Source organism: Dapis brunnea BLCC-M229 (assembly GCF_050015995.1).
Taxonomy (GTDB): domain Bacteria; phylum Cyanobacteriota; class Cyanobacteriia; order Cyanobacteriales; family Microcoleaceae; genus Trichodesmium.
Genome location: NZ_JBNHEP010000095.1, coordinates 39,749 through 60,369, shown reverse-complemented (window position 1 = coordinate 60,369; position 20,621 = coordinate 39,749). Strand labels below are relative to the sequence as shown.

The 20,621-nt window shown below is 37.8% G+C and carries 14 protein-coding genes and 2 pseudogenes; 10 read left to right on the top strand and 6 right to left on the bottom strand.

All coding sequences use genetic code 11. The features are described 5' to 3' along the window. Window positions 1-11 precede the first annotated feature (11 nt). Window positions 12-332 carry an antibiotic biosynthesis monooxygenase gene (locus ACP6PM_RS11325; protein ID WP_426584670.1) on the top strand — a complete coding sequence of 107 codons (321 nt, stop codon included), beginning with the start codon at window positions 12-14 and terminating at the stop codon, window positions 330-332. A 263-nt stretch (window positions 333-595) separates the two neighbouring features. Here ACP6PM_RS11325 and cmoB read toward each other — a convergent pair whose 3' ends face one another. Next, window positions 596-1,576 carry a tRNA 5-methoxyuridine(34)/uridine 5-oxyacetic acid(34) synthase CmoB gene (cmoB, locus tag ACP6PM_RS11320; protein WP_426584643.1) on the bottom strand — a complete coding sequence of 327 codons (981 nt, stop codon included), beginning with the start codon at window positions 1,574-1,576 and terminating at the stop codon, window positions 596-598. Between the two features lie 58 nt (window positions 1,577-1,634). After that, a complete protein-coding gene (locus ACP6PM_RS11315) occupies window positions 1,635-2,627 on the bottom strand; it encodes a helix-turn-helix domain-containing protein (protein ID WP_426584641.1) in 993 nt (330 codons plus the stop codon). 543 nt (window positions 2,628-3,170) lie between these two features. Between ACP6PM_RS11315 and ACP6PM_RS11310 the strand changes: the two genes are divergently transcribed. The 5 genes and pseudogenes from ACP6PM_RS11310 to ACP6PM_RS11290 form a co-directional block, all read left to right on the top strand. Further along, the gene (locus tag ACP6PM_RS11310; protein WP_426584639.1) at window positions 3,171-3,719 is read left to right on the top strand and encodes an ureidoglycolate lyase; all 549 of its coding nucleotides are present in this window, start codon (window positions 3,171-3,173) and stop codon (window positions 3,717-3,719) included. Window positions 3,720-3,859: 140 nt separating this feature from the next. Then, window positions 3,860-4,588, top strand: a complete 729-nt coding sequence (locus ACP6PM_RS11305) for an HAD hydrolase-like protein (protein WP_426584637.1) — start codon at window positions 3,860-3,862, stop codon at window positions 4,586-4,588. Between the two features lie 13 nt (window positions 4,589-4,601). Beyond that, window positions 4,602-5,957 (top strand): FAD-dependent oxidoreductase, encoded by a 1,356-nt coding sequence (locus tag ACP6PM_RS11300; RefSeq protein WP_426584635.1) that lies wholly within the window; start codon window positions 4,602-4,604, stop codon window positions 5,955-5,957. Window positions 5,958-6,204: 247 nt separating this feature from the next. Next, window positions 6,205-7,344, top strand: a pseudogene (locus tag ACP6PM_RS11295) (TIGR03364 family FAD-dependent oxidoreductase). Window positions 7,345-7,734: 390 nt separating this feature from the next. Next, window positions 7,735-7,983 (top strand): annotated as a pseudogene (locus ACP6PM_RS11290) (carbohydrate porin); the annotation flags it as partial. A 444-nt stretch (window positions 7,984-8,427) separates the two neighbouring features. Here the strand turns inward: ACP6PM_RS11290 and ACP6PM_RS11285 are convergent. Together ACP6PM_RS11285 and ACP6PM_RS11280 are read right to left on the bottom strand one after the other, a co-directional pair. Beyond that, window positions 8,428-9,084 (bottom strand): glutathione S-transferase family protein, encoded by a 657-nt coding sequence (locus tag ACP6PM_RS11285; protein WP_426584633.1) that lies wholly within the window; start codon window positions 9,082-9,084, stop codon window positions 8,428-8,430. Window positions 9,085-9,236: 152 nt separating this feature from the next. After that, on the bottom strand, window positions 9,237-9,971 hold the full coding sequence (locus ACP6PM_RS11280; RefSeq protein WP_426584632.1) for a tRNA1(Val) (adenine(37)-N6)-methyltransferase: 735 nt from the start codon (window positions 9,969-9,971) through the stop codon (window positions 9,237-9,239). A gap of 629 nt (window positions 9,972-10,600) precedes the next feature. Between ACP6PM_RS11280 and ACP6PM_RS11275 the strand changes: the two genes are divergently transcribed. Both ACP6PM_RS11275 and ACP6PM_RS11270 read left to right on the top strand, forming a co-directional pair. Beyond that, the gene (locus tag ACP6PM_RS11275; protein WP_426584630.1) at window positions 10,601-12,103 is read left to right on the top strand and encodes an aromatic ring-hydroxylating dioxygenase subunit alpha; all 1,503 of its coding nucleotides are present in this window, start codon (window positions 10,601-10,603) and stop codon (window positions 12,101-12,103) included. Between the two features lie 858 nt (window positions 12,104-12,961). Further along, window positions 12,962-13,438: a helix-turn-helix domain-containing protein gene (locus ACP6PM_RS11270; RefSeq protein WP_426584628.1), complete on the top strand. Its 477-nt coding sequence runs from the start codon at window positions 12,962-12,964 to the stop codon at window positions 13,436-13,438. A 180-nt stretch (window positions 13,439-13,618) separates the two neighbouring features. Here ACP6PM_RS11270 and ACP6PM_RS11265 read toward each other — a convergent pair whose 3' ends face one another. Further along, window positions 13,619-13,882 (bottom strand): hypothetical protein, encoded by a 264-nt coding sequence (locus tag ACP6PM_RS11265; protein ID WP_426584626.1) that lies wholly within the window; start codon window positions 13,880-13,882, stop codon window positions 13,619-13,621. Window positions 13,883-14,122: 240 nt separating this feature from the next. Between ACP6PM_RS11265 and ACP6PM_RS11260 the strand changes: the two genes are divergently transcribed. Then, the gene (locus tag ACP6PM_RS11260; RefSeq protein ID WP_426584624.1) at window positions 14,123-15,364 is read left to right on the top strand and encodes a calcium-binding protein; all 1,242 of its coding nucleotides are present in this window, start codon (window positions 14,123-14,125) and stop codon (window positions 15,362-15,364) included. Between the two features lie 102 nt (window positions 15,365-15,466). On the opposite strand, the gene gyrB is transcribed toward ACP6PM_RS11260, so the two are convergent. After that, window positions 15,467-18,715 (bottom strand): DNA topoisomerase (ATP-hydrolyzing) subunit B, encoded by a 3,249-nt coding sequence (gene gyrB / locus ACP6PM_RS11255; RefSeq protein ID WP_426584622.1) that lies wholly within the window; start codon window positions 18,713-18,715, stop codon window positions 15,467-15,469. 425 nt (window positions 18,716-19,140) lie between these two features. Here gyrB and miaA point away from each other — a divergent pair, with 425 nt between their 5' ends. Then, the gene (miaA, locus tag ACP6PM_RS11250) at window positions 19,141-20,049 is read left to right on the top strand and encodes a tRNA (adenosine(37)-N6)-dimethylallyltransferase MiaA (protein ID WP_426584620.1); all 909 of its coding nucleotides are present in this window, start codon (window positions 19,141-19,143) and stop codon (window positions 20,047-20,049) included. Window positions 20,050-20,621: the final 572 nt, after the last annotated feature.

The following is a 20,621-nucleotide window of genomic DNA, read 5'->3' as shown; positions in this document are numbered from 1 at the left end:
AGGAGAAAAAAATGTCAGATTTTATGGATTTTTTGAAGCATAAATATGCTTATGTTGCCCTGGGAGAATTTAAACCAGGAAAGTTTCAAGAAGCAAAAGAACTTTATGAAAAGGCAGTTGCTACTTATAATGAAGGTTTTAAAGGGGCATATTTATTACAATTGCCAGGAACAGATAAAGGTATTGCTGTAATTTTTTGGGAAGGAGTTGAAGATATGGATGCTAATCAAACTGATGCTTATAAAGCAGCATTGGCAGAAATGTCTCATTTATTTGCCAAACCACCACAGACTAATTTTTACGAGACTGTTACTGAGATTTTACCAGAGTAATGTTGAATTCAGAATTTAGAATTCAGAAGTTAAATTTCTAGGGAATTTCATCTCAAACTGTATAAACTCAGAAGTCAGAATTTAAATTCTTAGGGGATTTCATCTCAGTCAGATAAATTAGTCGCGGGCAAGATGCCCGCACTCGATCAAATTGAAGAATTGACTACTTTCTACACCTAATTCAGAATTTAGACCAACTTGCATAAGCAGACAAGATTCGATCTTCCCAAACTTCCCAAACTCCCCCCACTCCCATCACTCCACTACTTCCGTGCGATCGCATAATAACGCCAAGGAGCAGGATAACCTTCAACTGTCAATGACGGATCGTCAGGATCAAGAAATTCTGATAAACTATCAATATTTGCCCAAGTAGTGCGTCGTTGCTCTTGAACAGATAAAGGTTCGGCAAAAAAACAATTGATATCGCTAAACCCCGCTCTCCCTATCCAATTTTCCAAGCAAAACTGGGTAGGAAGAAACCAAATACCTCGCGCTTGAGCGTAACGTTTTTGGGGAGTGAGTGCCACTGGTAAATCTCCAGGAATACCTTGACAGTCAATAATAATTTCACCTTTGGGTGCTAACGCTTCTCGCATTTTGCGTAATAAACCAATGGGATCAGTATGATGATAGAGAATACCTAGGCAAAAAATGGTGTCAAAAAATTGGGGGTAGTAGTGAATGTGTTCGACTCCTAAAAGTTCAAATGCCAGCATTTTTTGTTTGACAATATTTTGGATAAGTTGAAAATTCCAAAAATGTTTGGTGTAGGGTTCAAAACCGATGACTAATTCTGGTTGTTGAGCTGCCATGCGAAACATAAAATAACCGTTATGGCAACCAATGTCAGCAACTTTGCGATTTTTCAGAGAACTCATAAGTGGCAAAATTCGCTGCCATTTCCAGTCGGAACGCCATTCTGCGTCGATAGTTACGCCGAATAGTTCAAAAGGACCTTTTTTCCAAGGGCAAAATGTTTGCAAGGAGTGGTAAAACCTTTGTTGTTGCTCTGAGGAGAGTTCGTCAGGATGACCAACTTTGATGACTGCATTGGAAAAGTCGAAAAAGTCGCTTTGAATATCTGCTATTGTTTGTACTGCTTCGTAATATTTTTGAGTAGAAGGTTCAAATAATTTTGTTTGTCTTTCTTGACGGGTTTTTAATATTGCTTCCCGGTTGATAGGGGTGTCGTATTTATATAAATAATCTGGGGAAATATAGTCAATATTTTTGTTAAACATAGTTATTAAAATTGTTATATTATGTCCGATTAAACCGAAAATACTATCAAGTCTCAAGTTATTTTTCAGGAGAAAGCTGACGAAACGATTGAGGCGTTATACCTGTCCAACGTTTAAATGCACGGCTAAAATGCGCTTGTGTTGAATATCCTAATTGTTCCGAAATTTCTCTAAGATTAAGATGGGAATCTTTAAGGAGAGTTTTTGCTCGTTCAAACTGTATTTGATTAATTACTTCATTGTAACTCACTCCTACTTCTCTTAATCGTCTTTGTAAAGTTCGAGAACTAATTCCTGTAATTTTAGCAACTTCACTAAGAGTAGGGTACTTTTTTATTGATGAAGATTGAATAACTTGTCTGAGAGAACCAACAAAATCTGTTGCTGGAGTAGATATATTTATCAGGGAAAAAAGATAGGGTGAATCAGTTGGTGCTTGAGTCAGACTTAAAAGAGTGATATCAATGGCGATCGCTGTAAATTGTTCCTGATATTTAATTCTTGTATTTTGCAAAGGTTTAAATTGTTCAATTGTAGAATTTGGTTTCATTTGTAAACAAATCTTTGACGGTTGCCAATGCTTTAAACTTGTTGTGTAGCGAACTAAATTAACCATTAACATTAAAGTATAAGCTTCTACCGCCTGTTGTCCAATAGCAATTTCTGGAATCCCTTGACGACAAAACCAGATTTCAGAACCCTTTTGAGATAACCAGAAACTAGCTTGAGAACTATGTAATCTTGTCAATAAACAAAGACGGTTGAGAGCATCATAAGCTGTCAAACTAGGGTACATCAACCCTAATATAAAATCAAAATTTCCCTGTAATCCTGTATGCAAACCAAATTCAATAGCTGAACCATTGGCTTTTCCTGCTCTCTCAATAAAATCCCAAACTTGATATTCTGGTAATAATTGCTCAGGAGTAGTTAAGATATCAACCCTAATTTTAGATTGTTCTAGAAATTTCTCACTGTTGGCTCCAATTTGTCCAAGAAAAGTTAGATAAGGTTCTAATTGAGTTGCACGAATTAGAGGAATTGGTTTCATAAAATATACTTGTTAAATTTTTATAAATTTTTCTTTTCATTTTACTTTTGGCGATCGCTTTTGAAATATTAAAGTAGAAAAAGGAAGGCATTATATCATGTCCGGTTGAATACTTACACTTTGGAAGCAGGAATCAGGAGGCAGGAATCAGGAGGTAAGAAAAGGCTAAAACAGAGAAAGTTTTTGATCGCGTAGTGGAACAGAGTTCTATCGCTGATTATAATATTCCATTTTAGTATCATTAAGCAACAAGGTTAAACATATTCTATGTTTTGGTTAAAAAAAGGTTAAAATTAAATAGTTTTATCTAAAATAAATATTTTCTTTAGAATTGTTAAAAATTCAAAAATAAACTCTCTCAAAAAAATTAATAATTGTTATATTAGCATCGAAGAAAGTTGTAGAAACAAAACAAACATCCCAAATATTTTATCTATTATGCAAGCCCCGCCAGATTACTTAAATCCAAACATTCCACCTAATTTAAAACGCATAATAATTCCCATTATAGAAGCGACCCCTGAATCTTTAAAAGGTTACGGAATGCTTGTTAGAGATCCTGCTGATGTTGAAATCGAAATCACTCATTGGCCAGCCCAAGGAAGACGACCCGTTGACATCGACAGTGGCAATGAAGGAGGAACCACAGAAGGTATCTTCATTAGTGAGTGGAAAGGCGACATTCTTTATGGTAGAAACGCTGCGGTTGGTGGTCACTATATTTTGGGATATGCAGCAGAACCTTCTCTTGCTCAGGAAAACCATTCACAAGTTCCTGAAACACTATTACTTTGGCACGCTAATTATCATCCTGACGGTGGGCAACTCTTTTTTCCAAAAATAGAAAAACCTTTTTTAGTACCTTTAGCCATGCCCGGTGATGAGATCGCTCCTAATGATTTTGTTTGCTTTTGGTTTAGTGGAAACCAGGGATTATATATACACGCCAATATTTGGCATGAGGGAGTTTTTGCGCTCGAAGGACAACACCAATTTTTTGATAAACAGGGAGCTGTTCATGCAAGAGTTTCTGTTGATTTTCCCAGAGAATTTGGCTGTCTTCTAGAAGTACTATTAAGAGACTTTTTATAATTATTTTTTATAGTAATAAAACTATCTAGATGAGTAAACTGTAATATAGCAATATGAAATGATTTGTGAAAAAAACTGTAGGGGTTTGGTCTCCAAACCCAAGTGAAATCAGAGCTATAGAAGAAAGGAGGAAATTATCAATGGATACAATACAATTAGTTATTTTTGATATTGCAGGTACAACAGTCAAAGATAATGATGAAGTTTTAGCTTGTTTTTTGGAAGCAGCAAACGCAACTGGATTAAATGCCAATAAAGAAACTTGTAATCCGATGATGGGATGGTCAAAAAGATTAGTTTTTGAGACATTATGGCAGCAGCAAATTGGTGAAAATCATCCCGATTATGCTATTAAAGTTGAAACCAGTTTTACTAAATTTAAAGCAGTGTTAGAAGACTACTATCGAACTGAACCAGTTGTTCCGACTGATGGTTGTTTAGAAATATTTTCATGGCTAAAATCTCAGGAAATTAAAATTGCTTTAAATACAGGATTTTATCGAGAAGTAACTAATATTATTCTGAATCGCTTAGGATGGGATAAAGGATTAAATGAGCAATATATTGGCTCCAATGATTCTATTATTCAAGCGTCTATTACTCCTTCGGAAATTTATAATAATGAAGGTCGTCCGGCGCCTTTTATGATTCAAAAAGCCATGTATCGTTTAGGGATTTTTGATGCAAAAAAGGTTATCTGTATTGGGGATACACCATCAGATTTAGCCTCTGGTAAAAATGCTAATTGTATACTCTCTTTAGCCGTCACTAATGGAACTCATACTAGAGAACAATTAGAAAAATTTGAAAATGACGGTTTATTGGATTCATTGTTAAACTTAAAACAAATTATTAATCAACTAAGATAAAGGTGTAAGTCCAATGTCTAATATTCTCATTATTGGCGGTAGTGATGCTGGGATTAGCGCAGCTTTACGGATTCGAGAACTTGCTCCCGACACTCACATTACCGTTATGCTTGCAGACGAATTTCCGAACTTTAGTATTTGTGGATTGCCCTTCTATCTGAGTGGTGAAGTTCCTGAATGGCAGAATCTTGCCCATCGTACCAAAGATGATATTACACGAGAAGGTATTCATTTGATGAGCAGTCATTGGGCAAAAACGATTGCTCCTGCTCAACAAGTGGTTACAGCGATTGCTCCCGATGGTCAAGAAGTAACTGTTTCCTATGATAAACTGATCCTCGGAACCGGAGCAATTTCTCGCCGTCCTCACATAGAAGGAATGGATACACCAGGCGTTTTTTGTCTGCGATGGATGGGAGATAGCTTCAAGGTCAATCAATATATCATCGACCACAATGTTCAATCTGCCATCATTGTCGGTGGAGGTTACATTGGATTAGAAATGGCGGATGCTTTATGTTTGCGTGGACTTCAAGTCACCCTAATTGAATATTTCCCCACTGTTTTGAACACAGTTCACAGCAGTTTCGGTGAACGAGTAGCTGATGAACTCAAAAATCATGGTATTCGGGTTGAAACTGGGATTACTGTTGAGAAAATTCAGCAATCCGGCGACAAACTGCAAATTACGGGTTCACCCAACTTTTCAACCGAAGGAGATTTGGTATTAGTTGCTGCGGGTGCGATTCCCTCTACAGAATTGACTCAGACTGCAGGAGTAAAACTGGGTAAATCTAGAGCTATTGAGGTAAATAACCGCATGGAAACCAACATACCCAATATCTACGCAGCAGGAGATTGTGTCGAAACTTGGCATAAACTACTGCAAACCCCAGTCTATTTACCTTTAGGAACGACCTCTCACAAACAGGGACGGATTGCCGGAGAAAATGCCGTCGGTGGTAATCGAGAATTTCAAGGGACTTTAGGGACTCAGGTGGTGAAAGTGTTTGACTTGGCGATTTCTCGAACTGGACTACGAGAGGCTGAAGCAAAGCAAGCGGGGTATGAACCCTTGAGTGTTGAGTTTGAAGGTTGGGATCATAAAGTTTATTATCCTGGGGCGCATCCCATCCGAATTCGAGTCACAGGAGATGTGAAGACAAAACAACTTCTGGGAGCGCAGATTATTGGTCATTATCAGGGAGAGGTTGCCAAGCGAGTTGATATTTTTGCTACAGCAATTTTTCATGGGATGACAGTCGAACAGTTTAGTGATTTTGACTTGAGCTATACTCCACCTCTTAGTAGCCCTTGGGACCCCGTACAAATGGCAACCCAAAACTGGTCAAAAGTAGCAGCCCAGTAGACCTTAATATTGATTGGTTTTCATCTTGATGCTCCCTTATGACGCAGTTCCTCCGATAGGAGACTAACTGATAACTGAAATGACGCTTTATAATCAAGAATAGATGATTTATTAGTCGAGGCAGGCAACAGGCAACAGAAAATATATGTATCTAATTCAATCGTTTTAGAGGAATAGTATTTGCTTGCCCACTTAATTTTTTTAATAGTATCACTACTACCGAAATTATTAATTAACTAGGAGAAAAATGACACAAGATAATCAAGCAGATGTTTTAATCGTTGGAGGAGGAATTGTTGGATTAGCCCATGCTTTAGCTTATGCTAAAAGAGGTCTAAAGGTTGTGGTTTTTGAGCGTAACTTACAAGCTGTTGGAGCATCAATTCGTAATTTTGGTATGGTTTGGCCTATTGGTCAACCAGAAGGTAATTTATATAATCGTGCCTTAAAATCTAGATAAATTTGGTTAGAAGTTTCTCAAAAAGCTAATTTTTATGCCTCTCAAGATGGTTCATTACACTTGGCTTATCGTCAAGATGAATTAGCTGTGATCGAAGAATTTGTTGCGACAAGAAAGAATGGTGAGTATGACATTGAATTATTGACAGCAGAGCGAGTCAAAGAGAAGAGTAACGGAGTTAATGAAAATGGATTATTAGGAGCATTATGGAGTGCAACAGAAGTTATTGTCGATCCCAGAGAAGCAATAGGAAAACTCCCTCAATTCCTCTCCGAATACTATCAAGTATCTTTTCAATTTAATACAGTCGTTACTGAGATTTCTTATCCAAAATTAGTTGCGGGAGGAAAAGTTTGGCAAGGCGATAAAATTTTAGTTTGTAGTGGAGCAGATTTTGAAACATTATATCCGGCAATTTTTGCCGAAACAGAAATTACTAAAGTTAAATTACAAATGATGCGAAGCTGCCCCCAACCTAATCAATGGAAATTAGGTGCAGCTTTATGTGGAGGCTTAACATTAACCCATTATAATTCTTTTGCTCACTGTTCTTCTTTACCTACTTTAAAAGATAGAATTAACAGAGAAACTCCTTATTTTCCTGACTGGGGAATTCATGTTATGATATCTCAAAATGGGTTGGGAGAATTAATTATTGGTGACTCCCATGAATATGGTTTAAATCCCGATCCATTTGATAAAAATCAACTCAATCAATATATCTTAGATTACTTACAAACCTTTGCTCAAGTTCCCGCTTTAAACATTACAGAAACTTGGCATGGTGTTTATGCAAAACTACCCCAAAAAACAGAATTAATGATTAATCTTAAACCGGGTGTTACTATCATTAATGCGTTAAGTGGAGCAGGAATGACATTATCTTTTGGATTAGCAGAAGAAGTAGTTAGTAAAGAATTAAATTAACAATTATGTCTAAAGAATTCGACAGTAAAAAGTTTTTTGATTCAAAATACAATTGGTTTCATGTGACAAAGTGCTCCAGATTCGACCGTCTCGTGAATGGTGATCGAATACTTAAGAATTTTGTCAAAAGTAGACCTGACCTAGTTTTTGCTAAAAAATGCTTCCTCTGTTCGGAGAGTGTCAGTAGAACTATCTGTTCACTCAGATAACCATTAGAAGGTAGAGTACGAAACCAACGAGGGAAGTCCTTCCAGATAGTCATGGGCATTTCTAAACTAAGTAGTTGTAAAACAGCTAGGGCAATAGCGTTGATGAGTACAAATCGCTCCATAGCTTCGACTTTTCTTTTAACTTGTTGCTGCTGTTTGTGCGAATTACGATCAATTTGGTTTTGGTTGGTACTATGTTGGTGTCAGTGGTGCATTAAAAGATTTTATCCGAGGCTCACAACTTTCAACTAATACCCCCTCGCCTGTAGCTGTAGACGGTGCATCAGAGAATGGGCTAGAACTTTACTATAATTTTGCCATCACGCCAGCTATTCAATTGGCAACCAATGCGCAATATATTTTCAATCCTGGTCTCAGTGCCAAGGATGATACTTTTATTCTGGGAGGACGGCTTCAAATTGATTTCTAGGATGAATAATATCAAATCTGGTAGCATCAGTATAATTAGATAGTTAATCTAGGAGTCAGGAGTCAGGAGGAAAGAGAATTTAGAAAGATTGACACTTTGGGTGAAGATGAAAAATTTTTATAGCGAACTAAGCGGATTTGGGCGTTGCATAAATGCGCTTGGGATTTTAATAGTTTTGTGGAATGGGCATCTTGCCCGTTCCTGATATTTTCGGACAGGCAGGAACAGGCAGGATGCCTGTCCCACCCCCACTTAATATTCATCCCTTAATTCAGCAATGCCGATATAAAGGTGTGTTTTTGGATATAGGGTGGTTTACTTACTCCATTCCACTCGCTGGGGATAGAGTAGAGTTATGGCGAGGGGGTGGGTAATCATAGAAGCGATCGCTTTACACCATTATTCCCCCCTTCCTTAGTAGGAATGAAAGAGGGGAAAGTAATTTTATTGTTGTTGCATTCGCGCTAACATATTAGACCTAAATTCGGCAAATGTTGCCTCTGTTGCCTCAGAGGCTTGCCATGCTGGACGTGCCATCAAACGCTCATACCAAGCACTTATTTTAGGATACTCAGCTATGGAAATACCACCTCTCAAAAATATGGGAATTATTGTTCCAGAAACAATATCAGCTAAAGTGATATTATCACTCCCAAAATAAGGCCGATCTTCCAATAAATTCTCAAAAAACTTCAGCACTGTAGAAATTTTTTGTTGTGCTTTCTCAACTTTTTCTGGGTCTTCTCCAGGTAAATCTAAAATTCGTGGCACCAGTGGATTAATAGCGGGCAAAAATTCATTAACACTTACCATTTGTACCATCCTCACAATTGCTAGGTCTTTTACCTCTTTAGGCAACATAGTAGGAGTAGGATATTTTGCTTCTAAATAGTCAAGAATTGCCAAAGATTCGACTACATTAAAACCATCATCTACCAAAACAGGAATGTGGTGAAAAGGGTTAATTGCCAAAAAATCAGGTTTAAATTGCTCACCACTGAGTTTGACTTCTACCAGTTCAAACTCAAGTCCTTTTTCTAATAGTGTCACCCAGACGCGACGGGAGTTAGGAGATACAGGAGCGTGATAAAGAGTCAACATTACACAACCTCACAATTTTATGAATAAGTTTGGCATTATTAATTTTAACATTGAAGTTTTAATATTCATTTTTTAGTCTATAAAAAATAAATATAGTTGTTTTTCTAAAAATCAACTTATCTTAAATCAGGAAACAGGTGAATTTTATCAAGTTAATATTTCAAGTAAAAATCTTTGATTAAAGTAATAAATTCTGGTGTGTATATATATTGTTTTGCTTCAATAGTTAGAGTATTTTCTTGTAATGGTAATTTGTTTTTACTTAGTTCCATCAAAATTCGTTTTGTGGGAATTTCTGGCATAGGTTTAACATACAATTTTCTCTGACAAAATAATCCAAAATATTCAGCCTTTTCTTGAAAATTTTCAGCTTGTTCTACTGGATAAATTACAGCCAATATACCTGTTTCAGACAAAAGTTTAACTGCTGCCTGCAATAAATCAGCTTGTGAAAGAAAGTCCGTATGTCTAGCAACTGTTCTTGCCTGATTAGCAGCCTTTAAAGCATTTTCAAAGAAAGGTGGATTTGATACTATTAAATCATAACGTTTTTGGCAAATATCTTTATATTTTTGAATTGAATAGTTGGCAATTTTAACTCTGTTTGACCAAGGTGATCGCTCCACATTCTCCCTAGCTTGAATAGATGAGTCTGTGTCAATTTCCACAGCATCAATATTAGCAAGCGATAGTGTTCCACACGGCTGACAGGAACGCTGTGCCAACATTAAAGCAATTAAACCAGTACCCGTACCAATATCTAAAATTTTTTCTGCTCCAGAAACATCTACCCATGCTCCTAATAAAGTACCATCAGTACCGACTTTCATAGCACATCTATCTTGCAGGATAGTAAACTGTTTAAATCGAAATTTATTTCCTCCCATATTGTAATTTTTCTCCTTATATGTATTTAATAATTATCCTTAAAATTTGCTCTAATTTTAATTCTAAGAGATTGTTTGTAAAGGAAATATAAAAAGGAGATAGGGAACAGGGAACAGGGAACAGGGAACAGGGAACAGGGAATAGGGAATAGGGAATAGGGAATAAGGAGGAAGAAATCAAGACAAATATTTGTCGCTTAAAAATCTAGGAATATATGTACTGAATACTTCTCTACCTACCAAATTTCAATCTCTTGAAGTATTACCGCTTTTAGATTTTAGTCACTCGCATGTTCTCTTAATACTTATTTTACAAACAGTCTCTAACTGTTAACCGTTTTTTCTAGATATATAATAATTACTTTGGTAATAAATATAGTATTAAAAATTAATGACTAATAACTGAGTAGTAACTTTTATTATATAAAGTGTACCAGAGAGGATGCTCAAACCACTGGTGGTCAAGATTCCTGCACTACTTAGCTGAATTTTTTTGATAATTAGGTTATCTTAAATAAATGTAAATTTATCTGACCAATCAACACAGTTGAGAGCAAGTAAATTAATTTATGGAATTTTCTTACTTTTAACTTTTGATTTTTGAATTTTGACTTAAATAAGGGGTAACTGTGGTAACAGAGAAAATTCTTAAACAAGACATCCAAGAAACAACAGAAAGAGAAACATTCCAGTGGACAAAACAATGGTATCCAGTGGCAGTCATAGACCACACTGACCCCTCTCGTCCCCACTCATTCCAGTTACTAGGCAAAAATCTAGTTATGTGGCGGGATGGTAACGGAAAATGGTGTTGTTTTGAAGACGTTTGTCCCCACCGACTCGTTCCTCTTTCCGAAGGTAGGGTAGAGTCAGATGGCACTCTAATGTGTCCATACCACGCTTGGCGTTTTAACTCTGAGGGAAAGTGTGTCAGCATTCCTCAATCTAAAGATAAAGAAACTGAAGCCAAAAATTGTGCTGACAGTAAATCTTGTGCAGTTGTGTATCCCACCCAGGAACGTCAAGGTTTACTTTGGGTGTGGCCAGAGTCAGGTTCACAAGCTCAAGCAGAAAGTCAGTTACGGGAACCGAGGGTTGTTCCTGAATTAGAGAACCCATCAGACAGAGTTGTGAAACTGTGTTGGTATATGCGTGAGTATCCCTATGGTTGGGATTTTTCAATGGAAAATTTGTCAGATCCGGCTCATGTTCCCGTTTCCCACCACGGAATTATCGGTAGCAGGTACATAGATGCCAAATACCACGACATGATTCCACTGAGAAAGATTTCGGCCCAAGAAGGTTTCTCATTTGAAATCACGCCAGCAAATTATCCCATAGTCAAACATACCATAGTCAAACATACCATTGAGTTTCAACCGGCCTGTCATGGTAGAGTTATCTATGAATTTGACAATGGCGGAAAATTGATTCTGGTGTTGTATGCAGTCCCTACTCGCCCCGGTTGGTCTAGTTTTATCGGATGTCAGGTGTTAGTAAAAGATGAACGAGGGAAACGACCACCAGGTGTAGGTTTCTTAGCTTTTCCCATGCCTGAATGGTTAAATCATATACTATCAAATCGGTTTGCACATCAAGACTTAGTGTTTCTCCATTACCAAGAGAAAATTCTGGCAAATAGACAGGAAGGAAAATACTTAGATGCAGTCTACACTCCTAACCCTCAAGATAAAATGGTGATTACATTCCGCAAATGGTTAGAGAAATATGCCGGAGGTGGGATACCTTGGGCGAAAGAATGTAATCCTGAAATGCCACCAGCAGAATATGACAAACGTAAACTTTTTGATGTGTGGGAGACTCACACAAAACATTGTCTGGTTTGTCAGAATGCACTGAAAAATCTTAATCGCTTAAAGATTTTGACTTATGTTGTGGCAGGGTTGTGTCTGTGTTTAGGGATAATTATTGATGCACGGGCGATCGCTATTCAGGCAGCTACAGCAGCAATAACTCAAACAGCAACATCTGTTTCAGGTTTAGCAGTTCCCCCACTAGGATTTTGGTTTGCTTTAGGGGGCGCAGCTTTATTTACTTTCGGCGGATATAAATTGCAACAGTTGAGCAGACTATTTTATGTTTATGAATTTGAACACGCAGATAATGATTAGGTGAGAGTTTGGTGTACCAGGTTTAATTTCACCAATTTTGGGTGACGAGCGGTAATACGCTTATTGACTGTGCGTTAACCTTATGCAACTCCCAAGGCCTAAGATAACCAGGTAAAACCTTCTATTTTTACCGAAAAATTAAGGTTTAAAGCCTCTCATGAGCAAGGAGAAAAAAACCAAAAAATTCCTTTTAACCAATCCTATCCGTTTTTAAGAAGAGGTAATTATTAATTATTAATTATTAATTATTGAAGGCTTTAAGCCCATGCACCTCCAGACCAAGTTGTTACCTTGGAAACCTGAGCAATGGAAGTCACTGCGCATCCCGCACAGCAGGAATTCAACCTGCATGGATACGCTTAGTTATCCCTAGTTTTGGGAGTGGCCTAACTTACATAGGAGTTCGTTAAGCCAAACCAATCGCACTCCCTCAAACCAACCTACATCTATTGCAACATTTAAGATGAAACAGTCTACTACTGCTAGGGAGATTAAAAGCGATCGCTTTTTAAGAAATTAAATATACTTGTATTCTCTATAAATTTTTAAGTTAGTAATCATTAAAAATTAAAATTTTAGCTACTCATTTTATCCATTTTTAACAAGGCTTTAATAGAGCTATTTTTACCACAGACACTATCCTAAAAATCCTCTGATTTTACACCTAAAATATGTAAATAATTTTCGGATATTTATGGTCATCTCAGAATAATTATTTGACAGAAAGCAACTTAATTTTTTTGTTACTAACTAACTTTTTCAATCCTAACTCAACATATTTTTGATTGTAAACTAATAAAAGTTAGTAATAATGCTAGAATTTTACTAGCAAAGCTTTCAAATAAGGACACTCTACTAATGGCTAAAAAAGAAACCTTCTCGGAAGCAGCTTTACATTGGGATTTAGAGACCCTTTACAAAGACCTTGCTTCTGCTAAAGGTAAACATCTTACACCTACGGAAAAGTTACATTTACGAGGTTTACTTTGTGAATATAGTCCTGATGAAATTGCGGATATATTAGGTAAAAGTGCTAAAGGTGTGGGTGTAGATCTCTGTAATACTCTCTACAGATATGTGAAAATTCTTGTGGAACCAAATAATGGAAAAGTTGATAATTGGAGAAATATTTGTGAATGGTTAGAAACTTCTGGATATAAAAGCGAATCATCTCTAGAGCCAGAGTCAGATGATTATTTGTCAGCGAAAATTTTAATCAAGAAAGCTAATTTCAAGGTTGATAAAAATCAAATAATAGTTGATGTAAATCTCCGTATAGTTGCCACATCTCCCACAGAGCTTTCCACCATAAAAGTTGAAGATGAAGAAGAATAGGATTAGACATCTCCAGAAAATAAACTTGCCCTTTATTTAACCGCTTTTCAGATTGATGAACAACATCATCATAACCAAAAGCCTGTAGGGGTAAATGGCCATTTTGCTGCGCAACATGAAACACCCCTACTGTAGTCTACCAAAATGAAAACCGCTCTAAGCTAGAGTTGTAAAAGTAACTCACAAAATCATTTTTCGTACTTTTTTCCTAAAAATCTCTTCCCTGTTGCCTACTATGTGCAAAAAGTCCATATCTTTTTCACGCCTATGTCTATTGTAAAAAGCCTCAACAATGTCTCGATCGCTGAATTCCTTGCGATCGCGGTAGGGTTCTATCAGTAAATCCCATACTAGATAAAGAACTTCAGGTATAGCAGGATGAGCGCAATGCTTCTGAGGCTCAGATTCATTAAATATTAAGCAATACCAAGTAATTAGTATCAATTATTGGTTTTAGTCATGTAATATGAGTAATATATTGGCTATTTTTTCTCTACACTCCACACCCTACAACCCACACTCAAAGATTTGCTACAACTTCCTAGAATAAATAATTATTTCTAGTATAAGTGATTGGGTATAATGTTTTTATACTATTTATTTATACCAAAAATATTTTAACTCTAAGTTAACTTACTAAAGTATAATGCTTAAAGCCAAAATTTAGAGTAAACAAGAAAAGTTATGGAAGAAGAATTATTGAATCCAGGGTTTGAAACGCCAGAACTTGAAGACGATCAATTTACCGACCAACTAAATAGGCTGGGTTTAAATATTACTCCACCGATTCCCGATTGGCAAATATACGATCCAGATGGTCTAGTTGAGAGTTTTGCAGACGCAGAACTTCCAGCATTCGATGCTCCACTTGTGGGTGTGTTTAATCCAGCAACAGGAGCAGGTAATACACCTCATCCTGATGTTGGCGTGCTAGAAGGAAACAATATCGCGTTTGCCGACAGTGGTTTGCTACCAGGTGAAGGTCGAGTAGGAATATTTCAGCCTCTTAATACAGTGCTGGAAAGTGGTAAAAGATACACCTTGCAGGTAGAAGTAGGAAATCCTCAAGCCTTTACTCTACAAACATTACAAGCGGAGTTTGATTTAGCTGGTTTTCCGGGTTATCAAGTCCAACTTTTGGCAGGAGATGAAGTTTTGGCAGTAGATGATAACTCTCTATCTATTTCAGAAGGAGAGTTTCAGACTGCAACTGTTACCTATCGGTCTACTGTAAATGATGCTGCCTTGGGAGAAAATTTGGGTATCCGTTTTGTAAATCTTAACGAAAGTGAAGGTAGGTCAGTAACTTTTGATTCTGTAAGCTTGAGTGTGGCAAGTATGGGTACTCGAGGCGACGATCGCCTTGTAGGTACAGATGAAAATGACCAAATTATTGGTGTTTTGGGTAATGACACGCTGTTTGGTAAAGATGGTGATGATGTTTTAGAAGGTCGCCTTGGTTTTGATATCCTTTTAGGTGGGGATGGTAACGATATTCTCAGAGGAGGTCAAGGTCGTGATCGCCTTAATGGTGGTCGTGGCAACGATACTTTGGAAGGTGGTGCAAGTATTGACCGCTTTATCTTCAATACTAATGTGGCATTCAACTCAGACGATATTGGTGTGGATAATATTACAGACTTCCAGTCAGACTTGAGACCAAACGAAGATGGAAACCAAGGAGACCTAATATTACTGGATAAGACAACTTTTGCTGCTCTTAACAGTGATAGTGGAATAGGTTTTAGTGATGATAATGACTTTGAAATAGTTGACAGCGATGATGCAGTCAATAATTCTGATGCTTTCATCATATATAATCAAGCATCAGGAGAGCTATTTTACAACGCTAATGGTAATATAAATCAGTTTGCTCTCCTGGAAGGTGCTCCTACAATAACAGAGGATAATTTCCAAATCAGATAAGTTGTGTTTTGGGAAATTTTAGTTGAGTTGTCACAAACTACCTTATCAATGGTGCGTTGTACTCCGCAATAATAAAAGCCAAGCATAACGCACCCTACCACATTAAATATCCAAGTCAGTAATCTTCAATTTTGGTCCGTAAGTCTCAATAAATTCACGCCTCGGCGCCACCCGATCGCCCATCAACACGGTAAATATCCGATCCGCCTCCGCAGCATCTTCAATTTCTACCCGTTTCAATGTCCGAGTATCAGGGTTCATCGTTGTATCCCACAACTGCTGTGGCATCATTTCACCCAAACCCTTAAACCGTTGGATAGTATAGTTTGCATTACCAGGAAACTCATTTTGAATCAATTGACTGAGTTCGCGATCGCTATAACAATAGTAATGATTCCGACCCCGTTCGACTTTATACAATGGGGGGCAAGCAATATAGATATAACCCTGGTCTACTAACGCTCGCTGGTATCGGTAGAAAAAGGTTAACAATAACGTGCGAATATGAGCGCCATCAACATCAGCGTCAGTCATAATAATTATCTTATGATACCGCAGTTGAGAAGCATCAAACTCATCCCCTTTGATACCCAAACCCAAAGCCGTAATCATTGATTGAATCTCATTATTTTTGTAGATTTTGGCATCATCCGTTTTCTCAATGTTGATAATTTTACCACGCAAGGGCAATATAGCTTGGAAACGGCGATCGCGACCTTGTTTAGCACTATTATGAACAAAAACTCCACTCGCTAAAGCGAAATTATGAGTATTGGGAACTTCGATATCATAAACATCTCGCCGCTCTTCTAACGGTTCAATAGAAACAATCCGATGATTATAGTTACGAATAGCATCCCGTGCTAAAAATTCATCTCCTTCAAAATAGCGATCGCAGAAAGTCTCAAACTTCAACATCGACTTATCCTTCTCGCGACGACGATAAATATCATACAAATCCAAATCTATGAAACGAGAACTTTGGTAAACCTTGTGCAAAGCTTCAAGAGTCTTGCGATAGTACGTTTTATCCAGTGCTTCCCGACGCTTCGCACGAAATTCAGTAGTCCACTGTTCCTTAGTTTTTTGCCGTCGCCACTCCAACAATTCTTCATCTTGCCATTGCTCTTTTGCTACTTCAGAAGCTGCCTCCCGTGCTTCTGGGTTATTCGCAAAATAATCCCGTACTCGATCTGCTTGAGCTTGACAGTTAGCAGCTTTACTCCAATATTCCTGCTGTGCTTTCATTAACTGTTCGCGATTTTGTTCGCGATACTCTTCATTGCTATCATAAAACTCGCGCCATTTCTGAGTCATAAAAGCTTTATACTCATCAACCTCCCACTGCGCTTTCGCTTGTTCCGATAAAATCTTTTGCGTCTCAGGTTCCTGCATTCGTTCCTTCATCTTTGCCCGAAATTCATCAGTTGTATGAGCTTGACGACTTTTTTCTTTAACATCAGGACGATGCAAAGTGAATTCAAGATGTGCCCTGTGCAATGCCAAGTGTTCTTCTGCTGGAAGTCGCTGAATATTAGTAGGATTATTATTCAGTTTATTAAAATCAACATGATGACGATGGTTGCCATCTGCTGAATTATATACCCCTGCGTTCAAATTATAAAAATCCGCCAACAAATGAGTATAAATCCAATTCTCTTTTTGAGGATTCCAAACCATTTCATAACCATCTAATCCCTGGCCACTTTTTGTCTTTTGAGATAACTTTCTATACAGAGGCATCAAAGCATCATTTGGTGTTAATAAAGCTGCTGGTTTATAACTACCATCTTTGAGCATAAAAGGATGATCTGGAGTACAAATTATAGTCTCATCATTATCCAAAGTTATCTTAATAACTGTGGCATTTTTCTTAGTCATTCTTGCATTAATTATCCGTTCAATTGCCACATATCCCTTCTCATTAATTGTGTAACAAAAATGTTCTTTACCCTCAGCTTGTTCAGCTACTATTTCTATAAAGCTAAGTCTACGTCCATCAGCTAAAATAACTTGTTGATGGCCATCGTTACAGCCCCCAGCACTGTCCCCTTCGACGAGGTATAACTCGGATTCTTCCGGGTTTTTCGTACTGCAATCGGCTAGTTTTCCTGGTAATGGAGAAGATTCTAAAACTGATTTTCTCCTCACTAAATCCCTTGCTCTACGAGCTGCTTCTGCTGCTTTAAATGCTTGAATAGCTTTCTCCAAAACTGCATCAGCAATTTGAGGATTAAAATCTAAATATTCAGTTAAAACTTCTCCCACTAAAGAATCAACAATACCCCTTACTTCAGTATTGCCTAACTTAGTTTTAGTTTGACCTTCAAATTCTGGTTCTGGAACCTTTACAGAAATAACTGCCGTTAAACCTTCCCGAACATTTTCACCACCTAAATTTGCCTCACTCTCTTTAAGTTTATTGCGCTTCCGGGCAATACCATTCATTGTTCTGGTTAAAACAGTTTTCAACCCCTCCAAATGAGTACCGCCATCAACAGTCCGAATATTATTGGCAAAACCGAGAACATTATCACTAAAAGCATCCACACACCATTGCAAAGCTACTTCCACTTGCACATCATTTTTTTCCCCCTGCACAAAAATCACCTCTTCATGCAAAGGCTGTTTTTCCCGGTTCATGTAGGTGACATATTCCTTAATACCACCCTCATAACAATAAGAGTCTACTCGCGGTTCATCACTTTTGAGTAACTCCAAGCGGCGATCTGTGATTGTAATCTTGACACCTGCATTCAAATATGCTAGCTCTCGCAGACGACCAACTATGGTATTGTAGTCAAATTCGATACCTGTAGTAAAAATTTCCTCATCTGGCAGAAACTGTACTGATGTACCTGTGCGCTTTTCTTTATTAGTTTTAGATTTTAAGTCCCCAGTAGGTTTGCCACGCTCGTAACCTTGGATATGTATCTTTTTATCCCGCCAGACTGTTACCTCTACCCACTCGGACAAGGCATTGACTACGGAAACCCCCACACCGTGTAATCCCCCAGAAACTTTATATCCGCCTCCACCAAATTTACCTCCGGCGTGGAGAACAGTCATAACTGTTTCCAAAGCAGACTTACCTGTTTTAGAATGAGTATCTACCGGAATACCCCGGCCATCGTCTGTGACTTTGACAGATCCATCTTCATTCAGGTCAACCTCGATGTGGGTGCAATAACCAGCAAGCGCCTCATCGATTGAGTTATCAACCACTTCATAGATTAGATGATGGAGTCCACGAGGCCCCGTAGTCCCGATGTACATTCCCGGTCGCTTCCGCACTGCTTCGAGACCTTCCAGAACTTGTATTTGTTCAGCGCCGTAATTGTTGCTGGCCATAGCAATATCTCTCCCTATAATGGCTGTAATACTAACTTTCATCAATAAATGAAATTTTTCTCCTAAATTATAACATAAAAGCCTTAAAAGCGACTATAGAGTATTTTGAGAAGAAATTTATTTAGGGGATGCAGAGATGAATCAGTAGTCAGTAGTCAGTAGCCAGTAGTCAGTAGTCGGAATTGTCAGTTAAATTCTTGCTGTAGCTAAATTTGAGAGGCATGAGAATTTCTGCTAATTTTAACTTTTAACTTTGTGACTTTTTCTGAGTCAGGAGTCAGGGGTTAAGTTCTTGCTCTGACTGAATTTGAGAAGTATCAGAATTTCTGCAAGTTTTAAATTTTGAATTTTGAATTTTATTGGGTGCGTAATTACTGATATAATAATTTAATTAAGTAATTTCCTTGAATTTTGAATTTTGAATTTTGAATTTAATTACTATTTGCGGGCCAACAGCTACGGGTAAGTCTGGATTAGCTTTAGATTTAGCCCAGAGATTAGGTTCAGTAATTCTCAGTGCAGATTCCCGTCAAGTCTATAAAGATTTTAACATTGGAACCGCAAAACCAACTAGAAAAGAACGAGAATTAGTACCTCACTATTTAATAGATATTTGTGAACCCACAGAAACTCTGACACTAGCAGAATATCAGGAACAGGCACAACGTTTGATTGTTAATTCTCCTACTGCTCAAACTGATTTTGCTCCACCAAGTTTATTAGTGGGAGGTACGGGGTTATACATAAAGGCAATAGTTAAGGGTTTGAAGATTCCCAGAGTTGGGCCTAATGAAAAGCTGCGATCGCAACTAGCAGATTTAGGACAAAATCAATGTTACAAAATGTTGCAGCAGGTTGATGGAGTTGCTGCTGAGAAAATTCACCCTAATGATGTGGTGCGAACTTTACGAGCATTGGAAGTATTTTATGTGAGTGGGAAACCCATTTCTCAACAGCAGGGAGAAAACCCTCCAGATTATCCAATTTTGCAAATAGGGTTAGATTGTGATGTGGAGGTTTTGGGCGATCGTATTCGTCATCGGACTGAGAAAATGGTGGAAGTTGGGTTAGTGGAGGAAGTAAAATTTTTGTGTGAAAAATATGGTGCGGAGTTGCCGTTGTTAGATACTTTGGGTTATGCAGAGATGAAACAATATTTGGCAGGAGATATTAGTTTGACTGAAGCGATCGAGGCAACAGTTTTACATACTCGTCAGTTTGCGAAGCGACAACGGACTTGGTTTCGTGCGTATCGAGAAATTGAATGGTTTGATGCGAATGCTTCAGATTTATTGGATAAGGTTTGGGAGCGAGTGAGGGGAGTTGATAGTTGAGAAAATTTTCATCATCCAGCTCCGAGAGCTTCAGCAAATGAAACTACTATTGCTTTATAGAACCTATTTATCTTTGACATTAATATTCGCGATCGCTGATAAGTTTTTTTAGTTGAATAAAAAATCATGTGCATAGGCGAACGACTCCAGCTAACTTTACGATATCACAATTGTTGTGAAGATGCAAGAGAAAATCCTTCGATGCGCGATTTTTTAGGAGCTTCACAAAATGAAATGATTATTCCTCTCCAGGCAATAAAAGGAAAATTTTCATCCTCCAGCTCGGGGAGCTTGAGCAAATGAAACGACTATTGTTCAATAGTAATAGAAGGAAAATTTGGCGACTCCAGCTCCGGGAGCTCCAGGAAATGAAACGACTATTTCTCTCTAGGCAATAAAAGGAAAAATTTGGCGACTCCAGCTCCGGGAGCTTCAGGAAATGAAACAACTCTTGTTCAATAGTAATAGAAAGAAAAATTTTCATCCGGCAACTCCGGGAGCTCCAGGAAATGAAACAACTATTTCTCTCTAGGCAATAAAAGGAAAAATTTGGCGACTCCAGCTCCGGGAGC